13 protein-coding genes are annotated in these 15,973 nt (G+C 70.2%); 5 read left to right on the top strand and 8 right to left on the bottom strand.

The window, feature by feature from the left end; all coding sequences use genetic code 11:
• Nucleotides 1-11 precede the first annotated feature (11 nt).
• Nucleotides 12-956 (bottom strand): S1C family serine protease, encoded by a 945-nt coding sequence (locus EPAKOI_RS21485; protein ID WP_423193614.1) that lies wholly within the window; start codon nt 954-956, stop codon nt 12-14.
• Between the two features lie 73 nt (nt 957-1,029).
• Between EPAKOI_RS21485 and EPAKOI_RS21480 the strand changes: the two genes are divergently transcribed.
• On the top strand, nt 1,030-2,097 hold the full coding sequence (locus EPAKOI_RS21480) for a VWA domain-containing protein (protein WP_124686284.1): 1,068 nt from the start codon (nt 1,030-1,032) through the stop codon (nt 2,095-2,097).
• Between the two features lie 69 nt (nt 2,098-2,166).
• Here EPAKOI_RS21480 and EPAKOI_RS21475 read toward each other — a convergent pair whose 3' ends face one another.
• Nucleotides 2,167-3,588: an aldehyde dehydrogenase family protein gene (locus EPAKOI_RS21475; protein ID WP_124686285.1), complete on the bottom strand. Its 1,422-nt coding sequence runs from the start codon at nt 3,586-3,588 to the stop codon at nt 2,167-2,169.
• A gap of 102 nt (nt 3,589-3,690) precedes the next feature.
• Between EPAKOI_RS21475 and EPAKOI_RS21470 the strand changes: the two genes are divergently transcribed.
• Nucleotides 3,691-4,611, top strand: coding sequence for a LysR family transcriptional regulator (locus EPAKOI_RS21470; protein WP_124686286.1), 921 nt, complete (start codon nt 3,691-3,693; stop codon nt 4,609-4,611).
• Between the two features lie 205 nt (nt 4,612-4,816).
• On the opposite strand, the gene EPAKOI_RS21465 is transcribed toward EPAKOI_RS21470, so the two are convergent.
• Both EPAKOI_RS21465 and EPAKOI_RS21460 read right to left on the bottom strand, forming a co-directional pair.
• Nucleotides 4,817-7,156 carry a cytochrome P450/oxidoreductase gene (locus EPAKOI_RS21465; RefSeq protein ID WP_423193613.1) on the bottom strand — a complete coding sequence of 780 codons (2,340 nt, stop codon included), beginning with the start codon at nt 7,154-7,156 and terminating at the stop codon, nt 4,817-4,819.
• Nucleotides 7,157-7,183: 27 nt separating this feature from the next.
• Nucleotides 7,184-8,164, bottom strand: coding sequence for a Bug family tripartite tricarboxylate transporter substrate binding protein (locus EPAKOI_RS21460; protein ID WP_423193612.1), 981 nt, complete (start codon nt 8,162-8,164; stop codon nt 7,184-7,186).
• Nucleotides 8,165-8,265: 101 nt separating this feature from the next.
• On the opposite strand from EPAKOI_RS21460, the gene EPAKOI_RS21455 reads away from it, so the two are divergent.
• Nucleotides 8,266-9,072 carry an IclR family transcriptional regulator gene (locus EPAKOI_RS21455; RefSeq protein WP_423193611.1) on the top strand — a complete coding sequence of 269 codons (807 nt, stop codon included), beginning with the start codon at nt 8,266-8,268 and terminating at the stop codon, nt 9,070-9,072.
• 3 nt (nt 9,073-9,075) lie between these two features.
• Here EPAKOI_RS21455 and EPAKOI_RS21450 read toward each other — a convergent pair whose 3' ends face one another.
• Complete coding sequence (locus EPAKOI_RS21450) at nt 9,076-9,783, bottom strand: glutathione S-transferase N-terminal domain-containing protein (RefSeq protein ID WP_313840105.1); 708 nt, start codon at nt 9,781-9,783, stop codon at nt 9,076-9,078.
• Between the two features lie 188 nt (nt 9,784-9,971).
• Nucleotides 9,972-10,856: a LysR family transcriptional regulator gene (locus EPAKOI_RS21445; RefSeq protein ID WP_423193610.1), complete on the bottom strand. Its 885-nt coding sequence runs from the start codon at nt 10,854-10,856 to the stop codon at nt 9,972-9,974.
• Between the two features lie 98 nt (nt 10,857-10,954).
• Here EPAKOI_RS21445 and EPAKOI_RS21440 point away from each other — a divergent pair, with 98 nt between their 5' ends.
• Complete coding sequence (locus tag EPAKOI_RS21440) at nt 10,955-11,704, top strand: SDR family NAD(P)-dependent oxidoreductase (RefSeq protein ID WP_423193609.1); 750 nt, start codon at nt 10,955-10,957, stop codon at nt 11,702-11,704.
• A 152-nt stretch (nt 11,705-11,856) separates the two neighbouring features.
• Nucleotides 11,857-12,873: a hypothetical protein gene (locus tag EPAKOI_RS21435; protein WP_423193608.1), complete on the top strand. Its 1,017-nt coding sequence runs from the start codon at nt 11,857-11,859 to the stop codon at nt 12,871-12,873.
• Here the strand turns inward: EPAKOI_RS21435 and EPAKOI_RS21430 are convergent.
• Nucleotides 12,833-13,807, bottom strand: coding sequence for a glycoside hydrolase family protein (locus EPAKOI_RS21430; protein WP_423193606.1), 975 nt, complete (start codon nt 13,805-13,807; stop codon nt 12,833-12,835). The genes EPAKOI_RS21435 and EPAKOI_RS21430 overlap by 41 nt on opposite strands.
• A gap of 79 nt (nt 13,808-13,886) precedes the next feature.
• A complete protein-coding gene (locus EPAKOI_RS21425; RefSeq protein ID WP_423193605.1) occupies nt 13,887-15,401 on the bottom strand; it encodes a di-heme oxidoredictase family protein in 1,515 nt (504 codons plus the stop codon).
• Between the last annotated feature and the right edge of the window lie 572 nt (nt 15,402-15,973).

Genomic DNA, 15,973 nt, shown 5'->3' with positions numbered 1-15,973 from the left:
GGCCTCCGCGTCTAGAAGGGTGAGGAACCAAGGGCCATGCCGGCACTTTCGATCGTGATGGCAAAGCCGATGCCAAGGAAGGTGCCGCTCGGATTCGGGTTCAGGATGGCGGTGACGATGCCCACCACCTCGCCGTTCATGTTGACCAGCGGCCCGCCCGAGTTGCCGGGGTTGGCCGCGGCGTCGAACTGGATCAGCTTGTCCAGGTTCTGCTTGCGGTCGGGCGACACGAACTGGCGGTCCAGCCCCGAGATCACGCCCGCCGATACCGATGGCCCGATGCCGAACGGAAAGCCGACGGCCACCACCTCGGTGCCCGGCACCAGCGCCTGGCTGGAGCCCAGCGTGGCGGCCGGCAGGTCGTCGGGGATCGACTTTGGCTGGACGATGGCGAGGTCTTTCTCGGGAATGGCCTGCAGCACTGACGCCTCGGACGTCTGGCCATTGTGGAAGCGCACTTCCAGGCGCGTGGCGTCGGCCACGACGTGGTAGTTGGTGATGATGGTGCCGGTCTCGGTGACCACCACGCCCGAGCCAATGTGGCGCGCTTCCGACTTGCTGGCCGGGGTGTCCTTGCCCTTGGGCGCTTCGACGATGGCCGATTCCTCGCGCGGCGACGGCGGCGTCTTTGGCGCCGCCTTGCCCTTGGCCTCGGGCTGGCCGCGCCGGGGCTTGGGTGCCGGCTTGGCTTCAGGCGGTTTCTCGGCCGGCTTTTCCGCGGCCTTGTCGGGCGCATAGCTGCGGATCTCGACCACCGATTCGCGGATGGCCTCGGCGGCGCGCGCGGTCTGCGAGGGCAGGGGTTTGGTCTGCAGGGTGTGCATCACGGCGGCGTCGATATCCGCCTGGGTGAGCTTGCGCGGGGGTGGCTGCGTGAGCCACGCGACACCGACGCCGGCGGCAAAGACCAGGGCGACGGCCATGGAAACCAACCCGTAGATCGTCACGCGTTTCATCGCTACCCCTGGTTGCCATCGCGCCGTGGAAAATACAGTACCATCCTCTTACCCACGCGCCAAGGAGCAGGGCATGCAGTTTCTCTGGCCGCAAATGCTCTGGCTGCTGCTTTTGCTACCACTGCTGGCGGCCGCCTATCTGTATCTGATCGCCCGGCGCAAGAAGGCGGCCCTGCTCTATGCCAGCCTTGCATTACCGCGCGCCGCGCTGGGCCCCGGCCAGCGCCTGCGGCGCCATATTCCCCCCGTCCTTTTCCTGCTGTCGCTTGGCGCGGCGCTGCTGGCGTGCGCGCGGCCGAGCGCCACGATCACGCTGCCGTCGGACACCATCACGCTGGTGCTGGCCATGGATGTATCGCGCAGCATGGAGGCCACCGACGTGGCCCCGACGCGAATCGCCGCGGCGCAGCAGGCCGCGCGGGACCTCGTGGTGGGGCTGCCGTCGAGCGTGCGGCTGGGCATCGTCTCGTTCGCGGCCACGGCCGCCCAGGTGCTGGCGCCGACCGAGAACCGGCAGGACATGCTCGACGCGCTGGACCGCTTTCAGTTGCAGCGCGGCACGGCCACCGGCAGCGGGCTGATCCAGGCGCTGGCCGTGCTGTTTCCCGACGACGGGATAGACCTGGAGGCCGTGCTGTTCAACGATGCATCGGTGCTGGGTGGCCGCCCGGCCACGTCGCTGGACGAGGCCGCCGCGGCCGATGCCGCCCGCAAGCGCGAGAAGCAGCGCCAGCCGGTGCAGCCGGGCACCTATCGCCACGGCGCGGTGATCCTGCTCAGCGACGGGCGCCGCACCACGGGCCCCGATCCGCTGGATGCCGCGCGCATGGCCGCGCAGCGCGGCGTACGTGTCTACACGGTCGGCTTCGGTTCGGTGCAGGGCGGCGCGGTGCCGGGCGAGCCGGTGCTGTCGTACTTCATGCAGCTCGACGAACCGGCGCTGCGCGCGGTGGCGACGATTACCGGCGGCGAGTACTTCCAGGCCGGATCGGCGGCCGACCTGAGCCGCGTCTATCGCCAGTTGAGCGCCCGTTTTGCGCTGGAACGGCGCGAGACCGAGGTTGGCGCGCTGTTCGCGGCGGCTTCCGGCCTGCTGTTGCTGCTGGCCGGCGCGCTGTCGCTGATCTGGTTCCGGCGCTGACCGGGCGCCGCCTGTGGGGAATGCCGGCGATACGGACACCCGGTCGTCATGCGCCGGGCGCCGCCGGCATCACGCCACGCCGAGCACCGCCTTGGTTTCCAGGAACGCCTCGATCCCGTAAGTGCCGTATTCGCGGCCGAGCCCCGACTGCTTGAATCCGCCGAACGGCGCGGCCGGATCGTGCGCGACCGTATTGACCAGCACGCGCCCGGCGTCGATGCGGCCGGCCACCTCGCGGGCGCGCGCCGGGTCGGCCGACACCACGTACGCCTGCAGCCCGTACGGCGTGTCGTTGGCAATCGAGATGGCGTCCGCCTCGTCGCGATAGGTCAGGATCGACAGCACCGGCCCGAAGATTTCTTCGCGGGCAATCGTCATGTCGTTGGTGACGTCGCTGAACACCGTGGGACGCACGAACCACCCGGCGCCGATGCCGGCCGGCCGCCCCTCGCCGCCGGCAATCAGCCGGGCACCCTCGGCAATGCCGACGCGGATGTAGCGCTGCACGCGCTGCCACTGCTTCTCGCTGACCATCGGCCCGATCGTCGTGGCGGCGTCGCGCGGGTCGCCCGCGCGGACATCGGCCATGGCCGACACCAGGCTGGCCTCGAACGCCTTGAGCCGCGCCTGCGGCACCAGGATGCGCGTGCCGGCGATGCACGCCTGCCCGCTGTTCATGAAGCCGGCCTGCAGCGCCAGCGTCGCGGCCTGCGTCAGGTCGGCATCGTCCAGCACGATCACTGGCGACTTGCCGCCCAGTTCCAGCGTGGTCCGCTTCAGCGATTCGGCCGCCGTGCGCAGGATGCCCTTGCCAACGGCCGTGGACCCCGTGAACGACAGCTTGGCCACGTCCGGGTGCGCCACCAGCGCCGCGCCGACCGTATCGCCCCGGCCGGTGACGATGTTGAACACGCCGCGCGGCACGTCGGCCGCGTGCAGCGCCTCGGTCACCACCTGCGTCTGCAGGCCGCTCATTTCGCTCGGTTTCACCACGGCGGTGCAGCCGGCCGCCAGCGCCGCCGCCAGCTTGCCGGTGATGAAGCCGGCGTCGTTGTTCCACGGCGTAATCAGCCCGGCCACGCCAATCGGCTGCATCACCACTTCCGACGTGCCCACGCGGCGCGTGAACGGGTAGTTTTCCAGCACGGCGGCGGCGTCGCGCAGCACCTCGCTGGCATGGCGTGCCATCCACCGTGCGCGCGACGCCGGGGCGCCGTATTCCTCGACGATGGCCTCCAGCAGGTCGTCCTCGCGGGCACGCACGGCCTCGTGCATGCGGCGCAGCATGTCGACCCGCATCTGCGGCGACGTGCGCGAGAACGCCGGGAACGCGCGCCGGGCGGCGGCCACGGCCAGGTCGGCGTCCACGGCATCGGCCAGCCGGACATGGCCGATCACGGCCTCGGTGGCCGGATTGAAGAGGTCGAAGCGCTCGTCACCGTGCGGTGTGACAAAGGCTCCGTCAATGTAGATCCTGTCGATGCGATGCATGGTGTATGCCTGAGACGTGGTTGCGTTGTGACCAAGATAGGCCGCCGGCATTGTGTTGACTAGACATACAATCGTATATGTCTCGTTAAACGATTTAGGACAATGCGTACTTCGGGTCTGGGAGAGCTGGAAGCCGTGCTGGCCGTGGCGCGCCATCGCAGCTTCCGCGCGGCGGCGGCCGAGATGGGCGTGTCGACGTCGGCACTGAGCCATGCGGTGGCCGCGCTGGAGTCGCGCATCGGCGTGCGGCTGTTCAACCGGACCACGCGCAGCGTGTCGCTGTCCGAAGCCGGCGCGCAGTTCGTGGCCAGCGTGGCGCCGGCCTTGTCGACAATCCGCGACGCCATCGACCAGGCCGGCAGCCTGGGCAGCCAGCCGTCCGGCACGCTGCGGATCAACACGTCGGCTGGCGCGGCGCACCAGGTGATGCCGGTCTTCGTCGCGTTCCTGGCACGCTATCCGGACGTGAGGCTCGACATCGTCACCGAGGGCAAGCTGATCGACATCGTCGTGGAGGGCTTCGACGCGGGCATCCGGCTGGCCGGCACGGTGCCGCAGGACATGGTGGCCGTGCCGTTCGGCGACCGCCAGCGCTTTGCCGTGGTGGGCAGCCCGGCCTACTTCGCCAGCCATCGCAAGCCGCGCACACCGGCCGACCTGAAGGGCCACCAGTGCATCCGCAGCCGGATGCCGAGCGGCACGATCTACCAGTGGGAATTCGAGCGCCACGGCGAAACGGTGCGCCTCGACGGCCCCGGCGCGCTGACGCTCGACGACGCCGGCCTGATGCTGGCCGCGGCGCGTGCGGGCGTGGGGCTGGCCTACCTGACCGAATGGAACGTGGCCGCCGACCTGGCAGCCGGCACGCTCGTGCGCGTGCTGGAAGACTGGACGCCCCCGCTGGACGGGCTATGCCTGTACTACCCGAGCCGCCGCCATGCACCGGCGGCGCTGCGCGCGTTGATCGCGGTGATCCAGGAACATGCGGCCGGACAGCGGAAGGGGCGGCGGGGGAGGGGGTGAGCGTGGGGTCGTGCGGTGGGTGGACGTGGTGATCTGCGCGGGTTTGCTCCCCTCTCCCGCATCGCGGGAGAGGGGCTGGGGTGAGGGCCAGCGGTTCAAACTGCGATGGTCGCGTCTTGCGTCGCCTGCCCTCACCCCCGACCCCTCTCCCGCATCGCGGGAGAGGGGAGCAAACAACGGGACGTAGCAGGTCGTGGGTGCACCCTCACAACGCCAACACAATCCTCCCGCCCGTCTTCGCCCGCGAGCAGCACGACATCATGCGGTCGTTGGCCTCGCGTTCGGTGCGCGTGAGCACCACGTCGCGATGGTCGATGTCGCCGGACAGCACGCGGACTTCGCACGATCCGCACAGCCCTTCCTCGCAGTCGCTCTGCACGTCGATGTTGGCGCAGCGCAGGGCCGTCAGCAGTGTCTGGTCGGCCGGCACTTCCAGCGTCAGGCCCGAGTCCTTCAGCTCCACCGTGAACGGCTGTTCCTTTGATGGGTCCAGCGTGCCGAGCTGCGAGCTGAAATGTTCCACGCGCAGCGTGTCGGCGGGCCAGGCGGCGCAGGCGGCTTCCAGCCCCTCGATCATGCGGGCCGGGCCGCAGGCGTAGACCTGCGTGATGCCGTCGGGCGTGCCGACGATCGCGGCAAGGTCGGCGCGGCTGCCCGCGTCGCGGGCGTGTACGTGCAGGCGGCTGCCATGCAGCGCGGCCAGTTCGTCGAGCATGGCCATGGCCGCGCGCGAGCGGCCGCAGTAGTGGATCGCGTAGTCGATGCCCAGCTCGCGCGCGCGGCGCGCCATCGCGCTGACCGGCGTGATGCCGATGCCGCCGGCGATGAAGAGCGCCCGGCGGCAGCCTTCGTCGAGCCGGAAGTGGTTGCGCGGGCCGCGCACCTTGAGCCGGTCGCCGGCGCGCAGGCTGGCGTGGATCCAGGCCGAGCCGCCGCGGCTTTCCGCTTCGCGCAGCACGGCAATCTCGAACGCGCCGGCATCGGCCGGATCGCCGCACAGCGAATACTGGCGCGAGATGCCGGTGCTGCCGCATTCCACGTCGATGTGCGAGCCGGGCGACCAGCGCGGCAGCGGGCGGCCGTCGGGCGCCACCAGGCGGATGCGCAGCACGTCCTGCGCGGCCGGCGTCACCGATGCCACCACCAGCGTGCGGCCGATGCTGCCGGTGGGCTCGCCGATGCGCACCGCGTCGCGCGGCGCCAGCACGGCCGGGTTGGTGCGTTCCGGATTGCGCGCCGGGTCCCATTCGACCCACAGGTGCTCCGGCCCGCGGAACGACGTGTTCGGCACGTAGGTGAAGGTCTGCTCGGCCAGCCGCAGGTGGGGCAGGCGGCTGGTCAGTTCCTCCAGGAAGACCTGCATCTCCATGCGCGCCAGGTTCTTGCCCATGCACTGGTGCGCGCCGTAGCCAAACGTCAGCTGGTCGCTGGCGTTGTCACGGTGGATGTCGAACAGGTCGGCATCGGCAAAGTGCCGCTCGTCATGGTTGGCCGACGCGGTCACGATCAGCAGCTTGCTGCCGGCCGCGAGCGGGATGCCGCCGACCTCGGTGTCCTGCGTCACCACGCGGCGCCACGCGGCCACCGAGCCGTTGTGGCGCAGGCATTCCTCCACCGCGTTCGGGATCAGCGCGGGGTCGTCGCAGATCTCGCGCCAGACGTCGGGATGCTGCAGCAGCAGCTTGATTGCATTGGCCGACGCATTGGCCGTGGTCTCGTGCGCGGCCACGATGCCGGCCATCATCATCGAGTGCAGGTAGGAATCGGTGACCACGTCGGGCAGTTCCTGCTGCTTGCGGATGCCGTACTGCATCCAGCCGGGTCCCGACGGGTCCGCGCGCATCTTGTCGAGGATGCGGCCCGCGAGCTGCCAGAAGTTGCCCACGGCATGGGCCACGGCCACCTGTTCCTCGGGCCTGGGCCGGCCCCAGGTGTTGACCGTGTGTGCAATGGAGTACTGGCGCAGCAGGTCCATGTCTTCCTCGGGCACGCCCAGGAAGTGCAGGGCCACGGTCAGCGGTACCTCCCAGAGCATCTGGTCGACCAGGTCGGCGCGGCCGTCGTCGATGAAGCGGTCGACGTACTCGCGCGCCAGCCGCCGTACCAGCGGCTCGTGGTGCATCAGCTCGGCCGGCGTGAACGGCTCCATCAGCGCGCGGCGGCGCGGCATGTGCGCGGGCTCGTCCTCGTTGACCAGCGTGCGGTTCATCGCATAGCCGTACGACGCCAGCACCGCGTTGGCGGCGTCGCCGGTGGGAGTGATCTTCTCCAGCGCGATGGCGGGGCTGAACGTGAGGTTGTCGCGGAAGATGGCCTTGATGTCGTCGTAGCGCGTGACCACCCAGTAGCCCAGCCGCGGGCTGTAGAACACGGGCTCCTGCTCGCGCGACCAGCGCACGTAGTCGGGCGGGTCCTGCTGGTAGCCGTCCTCGAACGGGTCGAACGCGGCGGCGTTGTGGCTGACCGGGCAGCCGTTGGGCGCGCGCAGCGCGGTGTGGTCGATCGGGCAGCCGGCGCGCGGCGCCGGCGGGGTGGGCTGGGTCATGCGGTACTCCAACGGCAATGCGGGGCGTCAGTCGAGCGAGATCTTCAGGTCGTGGATCAGGCGGGTCCAGCGCGCGGTCTCGCTGCGCAGCAGGTCGGCAAACTGGGCCGGCGTGTTGCCCACCGGCTCCACGCCAAAGTCCACCAGCTTCTTGTTGATGGCCGGGTCCCTGACCGCCGCCACCACCTGCCGGTTCAGCGTGCCGATCACGTCCGGTGGCGTGGCGGCCGGCACCACCATGCCGACCAGCGCCGCCGCTTCCACGTTCTTGTAGCCCAGTTCGGCAAAGGTCGGCACGTCGGGCAACTGCGGCAGGCGTGTGGCATTGGCCACGGCCAGCGGGCGCACCTTGGCGCCCTTGATGAAGCCGGCGCCGGCCGCGTAGTCGACCATCATCGCGGGAATCTGGCCGGCGGCCACGTCGGACAGCGCCGGCGCGGCGCCGCGATAGGGCGCGTGCGTCATCGTCAGGTGCGCCTCGGTCTTCAGCAACTCCATGGCCAGGTGGTGCGGGCTGCCGGCGCCGGCCGAGCCGTAGTTCACGCCGCCCGGCGTTGCCTTGACCTGCGCGATGAACTCCTGCGCGGTCTTGGCCTGCGTACCGGGGCCGACCACGAGGATCATCGGAAAGCGGCCCAGCAGCGTCACGGGGGCCAGATCGCGCGTGGGGTTGTAGGACAGGCTTTTGTACAGCGCGGGATTGAAGACCAGCGTGCCGTTGTCGGCCGACAGCACGGTGTAGCCATCGGCGGCGGCGCGCGCGGTTTCCGACGCGCCGATGGCGGTGTTGCCGCCCGGCTTGTTGTCCACCACCACGGGCTGGCCCACGCGGGCGGACAGCCCCTGGCCGATCGTGCGCGCCAGGAAGTCGGAGCCGCCGCCGGCCGGATACGGCACGATCCAGCGGATGGGCTTGGCGGGATAGGCATCGGCGGCCACGGCTGGCGCGGCGCCCAGCGCCGTGGCAAGGGTTACGGCCAGCAGCGCGGCGGGCTGGTAGCGGGGCATCGGGTTGTCTCCTTGGTATTTGGCCGGATGGTGGTTGGGCCGTTTTGCGTAAATCATATACGCATTGCGTAATCCAGAAATGAGGGTTAACCTCCGGCCCCATGTCTACGTCCGCCGCCTCCACCCCCCGTCCCCGCGAGCGCCGCCAGCGCGTGCAGGCCGCCGAAACCGGCATGGCCGTGCTCAAGGCGCTGGCCCGCCTGGGCGGCCGCGCCAGCCTGACGGCCATCGCGGCCGAGATCGACGAAAGCCCGGCCAAGGTCCACCGCTACCTGGTGAGCCTGGTCGAGCAGGGCTTTGTGGCGCAGGAGGCCAATACGCAGCAGTACCACCTGGGTATCGAGGCGCTGCAGATCGGGCTGGCCGCGATGCGCCAGGCCGACCCGATCCGGCTGGCCGAGGCGCCGCTGGTACGCCTGCGCGAGCGGCTGGAAGTGACGTGCTTCATCACGGTGATGGGCAACAAGGGGCCGACCATCGTGCGGATCGAGGAACCGGGCCTGCCGGTGACGGTGAATGTGCGGGTGGGATCGGTAATGCCGCTGCTGTGGTCGGCCACGGGCCGCGTCTTCCTGGGCCTGCTCGACGACTCGAACGTGCAGGCGCTGGCGCGGGCCGAACTGGATGCGCTGCCGCCAGCGCAACGCGCCGACCTGGACGCCGACGACCCGCTCGGCGTGCTGCGCGAGCCCGTGCGCGCGCAGGGCTGCGCGGCGGTGCGCGATACCAACCTGAAGGGGATCAGCGCCGTGGCGGCGCCGGTGCGCGACTACACGGGCCGCGTCTGCGCGGTGCTGACCGCGCTGGGCGCCACGGGCGGCTTCGATGCGTCGCTGGACGGACCCATCGGCCGCGCCGTGCGCGAAGAGGCGGCGGCCATCAGCACGTTGCTGGGCTACGCCGCCTAGGCGTCATTCCGGACGCTTGGGGATGTTGACCGCGCGCTGCACGGCCGGGCGCGCCTCGAAGGCCGCCAGCACGCGCGACACCTCGGGGAAGTCCTGGATGCCGACGAGTTCGCCTGCCTCGTAGAACCCCAGCAGGTTGCGCACCCACGGGAACGTGGCGATATCGGCAATCGTGTAGTCGTCGCCCATGATCCACTGGCGGCCCTTGAGCCGGTCATTCAGCACGTTCAGCAGCCGCTTCGACTCCGCCACGTAGCGGTCACGCGGACGCTTGTCCTCGTAGTCCTTGCCGGCGAACTTGTGGAAGAAGCCGACCTGGCCAAACATCGGCCCGATGCCGCCCATCTGCCACATGACCCACTGGATCGTCTCGTAGCGCAGCGCCGGATCGGCGGCCATGAACTTGCCGGTCTTCTCGGCCAGGTACACCAGGATCGCACCCGATTCCCACAGCGCCAGCGGCTGGCCGCCCGGGCCATTGGGATCGATGATCGCCGGGATCTTGTTGTTCGGGTTCAGCGACAGGAATTCCGGCGAGGTCTGGTCGTTCTTGTCGAACCGCACAAGCTGCGGCTCATACGGCAGGCCCGTTTCCTCCAGCATCAGCGAGACCTTGATGCCGTTGGGCGTGTTCAGCGAGTAGAGCTGCAGGCGGTCGGGGTGTTGCGCCGGCCATTTGCCGGTGATCGGGAAATCGGACAGGGCAGTCATGTGGCGGTGTCGTTTGGGCGAAAGGGGCCATGGTAATGCAGGGTGGCGTTGTTTGCTGGGGTGGGGGGTGAGGGCAGGCGGTTCCATCGGCGACAAGTCGCAATTTGAAGCTCGACGCCCCTCTCCCCCAACCCCTCTCCCGCGGGCGGGAGAGGGGAGCAAAAACACCGCATTCCTGCTGCGCCGTATTACCTTGTGCCGCCCAGTTCGGCCGCCACGAAATCCACGAAGACCCTGGCGCGCGTGGGCAGGCGGCGGCCGAAGCCGTGCAGCACTTGCAGAGGCACCGCGCGCAGCGGGGCGTCGGGCAGTACCTGGCGCAGGCGGCCGGCGGCGAGGTCGTCCTGCACGATGGTGCGCAGCAGTTGCGCGATGCCAAGCCCGTTGACGGCGGCCACGCGCATGGCTTCGCCGCTGTCGGTGTCGAACGTGCCGTCCACGGGTAGCCGCAGCCCGTCGGCGAACGTGATCGGCAGCGGCTGGCCGGCCAGCCGGTAGCGCACGTGGCGGTGGCGGGACAGGTCGGCCACCGTGCGCGGCTCGCCGTGGCTAGCCAGGTAGGCCGGAGACGCCACCAGCACCAGCGGCAGGTCTGCCAGCGGGCGCGCGTACAGGCCGCTGTCGCCGGGGTGCCCGGCACGCAGGGCCAGGTCGAAGCCTTCGCGGATCAGGTCGACGTGCTGGTCTGTCACGCTGACATCGAGCGACAGGCGCGGATGGCGTGGCAGCAGCGTCGCCGTGATGGGCCCCAGCAGCGTCCGCCCCAGGTCGCTCGGCATGCTCACGCGCAGCCGGCCCACGGCCGCCGTCGGGCGGGCCAGCACCTCGCTGGCTTCTTCCAGCCCGCGCACCAGCGGCGCCACGCGGCCGTAGTAGGCGTTGCCTTCGTCGGTCAGCACGAAGGCGCGCGTGGAGCGGTGGAACAGCCTGGCGCCCAGCCGCGCCTCCAGCCGCGAGATGCTCTTCGATACGGCCGAAGGCGTGGTACCGAGCAGCCGGGCGGCAGCGGTGAACGATCCGGCTTCCACGGCGCGGACAAAGGCAGACAGGCCGTGCAGGCGTTCCATCGACATGGATGACAAATTGGCACAAGTGATCGGTGCATTGTAGGGCTGCCCGGGCCCGGCGCGCTGCCGTAGAGTCGGCGCCGTACCCAACACGGAGCAGCATCATGAGCAAGCTGGCAGGAAAGGTCGCCGTCGTCACGGGCGGCAACAGTGGCATCGGACTGGCGATGGCGCGGCGTTTTGTCGACGAGGGCGCACAGGTGGTCATCGTCGGGCGCCGCGCCAACGCGGTGGCAGCGGCGGTGGACGGGCTGGGCCCGCAGGCCGTTGGCCTGACCGGCGACATCGCCGACCTGGCCACGCACGACCGCGTGGCGGCGCTGGTGGCGGAGAAGTTCGGCGGCGCCGACATCTACGTGGCCAACGCCGGCATGAACCAGATCACGGCATCGAACGAGGTGAGCGTGGACGAGTACGACGCGCATTTCGCCACCAACACGCGGGCGGCGTTCTTCGGCGTGCAGAAGATTGCGCCGGTGCTGCGCGATGGCGGGGCGATCCTGCTGGTCAGCTCGATCGCCACGGCCAAGGTGCTGGACGGCCACGCGGTCTACGCCGGCAGCAAGGCTGCGATCGAGGCGTTTGCGCAGAGCTGGGCGCTGGAGTTCAAGGCGCGCGGCATCCGCGTCAACGTCATCAGCCCCGGCCCGGTCGATACGCCGATCCTTGGCAAGCTGGGCGTGGCGGCGGCCGACCGCCCCGCCTTCGAGGCCGCCGTGGCGGGCGCCATTCCGCTCGGCCGCCTGGGCCGCGCCGAGGAGATCGCGGCGGCGGCGCTGCTGCTGGCCGGCAGCGAGGGCAGCTTCATCACCGGCGTGAACCTGCGCGTCGACGGCGGCATTGCGCTGACCTGACGCGGGGTGACGTGCGGTGACGTGGCACGACGTGCGGCGCTGGCACGATTCAACCCGCGTGACCACCCTCCATTTGGCTGTTCAATCATCTGGAGGGTAGGCGCGGCACGCCGGCGCCTTCTATCCTCAAGCTTCTTCGAACGGAGGGCAGCATGAGGATCACCACGGGGCTCTTCGGGCTCCTCGCCGGCTGCACGCTCGTGGCCGGCTGCAGCACGTCGGCACCCAAAGCGCCGACCGTGCCCGCCTTTCAGGCCGACGCGCGCAGCGGCAAGCCCAAGCGCGCCATGCAGGGCTGGATTGCCGCCAACCGGGCGTGGGGGTCGGACAAGGAGCTTGCCGCGATCCTGGCGCAGCCGGAGCAGCGCGGCGCGCGCGACGTGCTGGCCTCAGCGCAATGCTCGGAGCCTACGCCCCGCACGGCCGCGGCGCGCGCGGCGGCGGCTGCCAATGCATCGTCCCCGGCATTCCTGTTGAGCGGCACGCGGCTGGTCACCGATCTCTATACCAATCCCGACGACAGCCGGCCCGAACAGCGCAAGCGCGACGCGATCGACGCCAGCGGGGTGGACGTGGGCTTCTCCGCGGCAGGCTTCCGGGGCGTGCGATGTGTGGTGCTGGCACGCTATGCCGAGGGCGACGCACCAGCGCAGCCGGGCCTGCTGGCCGTGCTGGCGATCGAACAGAAATTGCAGGACGGCAAGTTCACCGACTACTTCCGCTTCCGCCCGCTGCATGTGCGCGCGGCCAACGCCACGGCCAAGACGGCGGCCGGCGGCGGCGGGCAACCGGCGCAGGTAACGCTGGCGTTCGCGCTGGTGGCGCGGCAACTGGTCGTCGACAACCAGGGCGCGGCGCGGTTTGCCGAACTTGGCTCGGCGGCAACGACCGTCGCGCGCGTGCGGCTGGACGGCGAAGCCACGACATGCGCGCCGGGCCAGTGCAGCGGCATGTCGCCGCCGGTGCCCGTGCCGGTGGCCAAGGGCACGGTGGTCGTCGCGCTGGGCGTGAGCGAGGCGGGCAATGTCGGCGACGTGGGTGCCGATATCGACCAGGCCCGGCTGGAGCAGGAAGCCATCCAGGCGGCACGCGGCACGCCGGGGGCCGCGCCGGCGACGCCGCCACCCCTCAAAACGGCAGGCTCAGGTAGTAACGCCCCAGCTCGGTGAGTTCGCCGTCGGCGCCCAGCAGGCTCGTGAAATGCGGGTCGGGGCGCCAGCGGCCCGTGAACCACGCATAGCGGAACACGTCGGGCCGCTGCTCGCAGGTGGCCACCATCTCGCGCATCTGCGCCTTCTGCTTGTCCAGCGTGTCGATCTGCGCGCCGTCGGCATTGGCGTGCCAGTTGGCAAACTCGGTCACCCAGAACGGCTTGCCGTACTTCGCCAGCCGGTCGAGCTGGCCGCCCAGCCCGTAGTCGTACCAGTGGAAGGCCAGGTAGTCGATGCGTGGGTCGCGGTTGCCGTTGGCGGCGCGGTAGGCCGTGTAGAACGCATCGAGCCAGACCACGGGATCGCTGTAGCCGGGCATCGTGCCCCAGGTGATGGCCGGGCCCACGAGCTTGACGCCGGTGCGCGCGGCGATGGCCTCGAACTGCGGCCACGCGGCGGCGGCCACGGCTGGCGTCAGGTTGGCCTGGTCGGTCAGGTTCGGCTCGTTCACCAGCAGCAGGTACTTGACCTCGGGATGCGCCAGCAGCCACGCCTGCACCGCGGTGGCGTCGAATGCGTAGTCGTTCCACAGCATCGGGATGAAGTCCATGCCGTAGGCTGCGCGCGTGTCCGTGGGCGCGGCCGGGTTCGGCCGGGGCGACCAGTTGTACCACCACGATACGCCTGGGGCCAGCGCGGCAAAGTCGGCCTGGCTGCCAAGGTCATAGGCAATGCCGCGCTTGGCGCTCTTGGTCACGCCGGGCGTGGCCGAGGGCGGCGGGGCGGGGCTGGCCGGCGGCGTGGTGGGCACCAGCGTGCCGCCATTGTTGCTGTTGCCGCCGCCGGAGTTGCCGGCCGACGTGCCGCCATCGCCGCCGCCACCGCAGGCGGCCAGCGCAAAGGCAAGGAGCGGCGGCGCGAAGAAGCGGCTGCGGAAGGGGTGGAGGTGCATGGTGGATGCGGTTGATTGACGGGTTGCGTGGCGCCCCTCGCCCGCACACGGGAGAGGGGCGCGCACAGCGCGGTGGCGATCAGAGCGACTGCAGGAACGCGCTGATGGCGTCGCGGTCGGCCTTGGGCAGGGCCTCGTAGCGGGTGCGGCTGTCGGTGGCCTCGCCGCCGTGCCAGAGCACGGCTTCGGTGATGGTGCGCGCGCGGCCGTCGTGCAGCAGGCGGACGTTGGCGTCGGCGCCCTGGACGAAGCGCAGCGAGCCCAGCCCCCACAGCGGGGCCGTGCGCCACTGGCTGGGGTAGGCGCGGCCTTCGGCCAGCGTGTCGGCCAGGCCCGGACCCATGTCGTGCAGCAGCAGGTCGCTGTACGGATGGATGGTCTGTTCGCGCAGCTCGGCAAACGGGTGCGTGTTGCCGGTCTTCATGGTCGGCGTGTGGCAGGCCACGCAACGCACCTGGGCAAACAGGTCGCTGCCGCGCGCAATCTGGGCCGGGTTCACGTCATGCTCGGGCGATACGCGCACGCCGTCCGGAAAGCCGCTGCGCAGCTTGCGCTGGGCCGGCACCGCGATCAGCGACAGGTAATGCGTCATCCGCTCCAGCTCGAACTCGCTGACCGACGTCGGCGTGGTCACGCTGTGGCAGTTGGCGGCACCGCGCTGGCAGCCCGCGTCCGGGAACATCGGCGACGTCACGCCCAGGTCCTTGATCAGCGCGTCGGCCACCTGCTGGCGGATGCTGCCCTTCGACGCCTTCCAGCCAAAGCGGCCCACGTGCGTCTTGCCGGTCTGCGGATCGACCACGAGGTTGGCCACGCCCTTGATGCCGTCGCCGTTCGCGTCGTTCGGATCGGCCTGCGCCAGGATCGTGGTCTCGGGCACCGCCTCCAGCAGGCCCATGCCGATCACCTGCGCCGCCTGCCGCGCCGAGTAGCGCGCCGGCGCGGGGCCCTTGAACGCGAACACGGGCTTGACCAGCTCGACCTTCTCGCCATCGGGCAGCGTGCGCACCGTGGTGTCGAACGACGCCACGCTGACGTCGAAGGCCGGCGCCTTGGCGTCCTGCGCGTGCTGCTGGATGTTGTGGCCGTAGGTGGGGTCGGCGCCGGTGCCGTCGGCGTTGGCCGTCAGGAACGACATCGTGTCCAGCTTCGCGCCCAGCGCCAGCGGCTTGCTGCGGCCGTTGTTGGTGTGGCACTCGATGCAGCGCGGCTGGTTGTAGCGCGCGCCGAGCTGGCCGATGTGGGCAGTGAACACGGGGTTGTCGCGGTCGTGTTCGGAGTGCGTGCCGTCGGCGAACGACGTGTGGAACAGCCGCCGGCCCTCCACGAAGCGCTGGGTGTTGGCGATGCCGATGTTGTTGGCCATCTGCTGGAAGACGCGCATCGGCTCTTCCGAGTAGTTGTACGAGAGGCTGGCCTGGCCGCCCAGCAGCGCGTCGTCGGGCAGCGGCTCCGAGTCCAGGTTCGGCGCGATGCCGTACCAGGGCCGCATGCCCACGCCCACGACGTAGAGCTGCTCGAACGAGTAGTAGCGGCTGCCGCCGCCGTCCACCACCGGGTCGCGCTTGAGGCGCGGCGCGGGCGCCAGTTCCACTTGTCGCCGATCTTGAGCGGGCTGTGCGGGTCGGTGCGCCAGTTCGAGTCGAACGTCATCATGCAGTCTTCGCGCGGCTGGTTCTCGCGGCAGATCGGCAGGCCGCCTTCCTTGGGGTTGTTGAACCCGTAGTTCAGGGACCAGCCGTAGTCGCGCACCGTGGGGTCCAGCACGTTGCGGAACAGGCTGAACGTGGTGCCGTCGAAGATGCCCTGGTTCACGCGCAGGTAGACCTCGATCAGCTGCTTGCCGGCCGGCACGTGGTCGCGGATCTCCAGCCCGAACGTGCGGTTCTGGAAGTAGAACGTCGGGAAGGTCAGGTAGCGGCCTGGGCCGGCGTCTGGGGCGTCCCACGCCTCGCCGCGCTCGCGCGCGTGGCGCTCGGTCGGGCGCGAGCCCATCAGCGTGACCAGCGTACCGTCGGCCTCGCGGTACTGGATCTGCTCCATGACCGGCGTGTCGGCGCCGTAGAGCGGTTCGTAGAGCGACGGCGTGACGGTCGGGGGCGGCGGCGCGCTGGCGCTGTCGCCACCGCCGCCGCCACACGCGGCAACCGCCAGGACTGCGGCCAG

Origin of the sequence: Cupriavidus sp. H18C2 (assembly GCF_049393795.1) — a bacterium.
Classification (GTDB): Bacteria; Pseudomonadota; Gammaproteobacteria; order Burkholderiales; family Burkholderiaceae; genus Cupriavidus; species Cupriavidus pauculus_C.
The sequence above is the reverse complement of the archived record's forward strand: the minus strand, read 5'-3'. Positions and strand labels throughout refer to the sequence as shown.

Excerpts from the sequence above, each read along its gene's own strand:
- EPAKOI_RS21435 (WP_423193608.1), top strand. The coding sequence starts at position 11,857 with ATGAGGATCACCACGGGGCTCTTCGGGCTCCTCGCCGGCTGCACGCTC.
- EPAKOI_RS21440 (WP_423193609.1), top strand. The coding sequence starts at position 10,955 with ATGAGCAAGCTGGCAGGAAAGGTCGCCGTCGTCACGGGCGGCAACAGT.
- EPAKOI_RS21430 (WP_423193606.1), bottom strand. The coding sequence starts at position 13,807 with ATGCACCTCCACCCCTTCCGCAGCCGCTTCTTCGCGCCGCCGCTCCTT.
- EPAKOI_RS21475 (WP_124686285.1), bottom strand. The coding sequence starts at position 3,588 with ATGCATCGCATCGACAGGATCTACATTGACGGAGCCTTTGTCACACCG.
- EPAKOI_RS21470 (WP_124686286.1), top strand. The coding sequence starts at position 3,691 with ATGCGTACTTCGGGTCTGGGAGAGCTGGAAGCCGTGCTGGCCGTGGCG.
- EPAKOI_RS21485 (WP_423193614.1), bottom strand. The coding sequence starts at position 956 with ATGAAACGCGTGACGATCTACGGGTTGGTTTCCATGGCCGTCGCCCTG.
- EPAKOI_RS21465 (WP_423193613.1), bottom strand. The coding sequence starts at position 7,156 with ATGACCCAGCCCACCCCGCCGGCGCCGCGCGCCGGCTGCCCGATCGAC.
- EPAKOI_RS21480 (WP_124686284.1), top strand. The coding sequence starts at position 1,030 with ATGCAGTTTCTCTGGCCGCAAATGCTCTGGCTGCTGCTTTTGCTACCA.
- EPAKOI_RS21455 (WP_423193611.1), top strand. The coding sequence starts at position 8,266 with ATGTCTACGTCCGCCGCCTCCACCCCCCGTCCCCGCGAGCGCCGCCAG.
- EPAKOI_RS21460 (WP_423193612.1), bottom strand. The coding sequence starts at position 8,164 with ATGCCCCGCTACCAGCCCGCCGCGCTGCTGGCCGTAACCCTTGCCACG.
- EPAKOI_RS21450 (WP_313840105.1), bottom strand. The coding sequence starts at position 9,783 with ATGACTGCCCTGTCCGATTTCCCGATCACCGGCAAATGGCCGGCGCAA.
- EPAKOI_RS21445 (WP_423193610.1), bottom strand. The coding sequence starts at position 10,856 with ATGTCGATGGAACGCCTGCACGGCCTGTCTGCCTTTGTCCGCGCCGTG.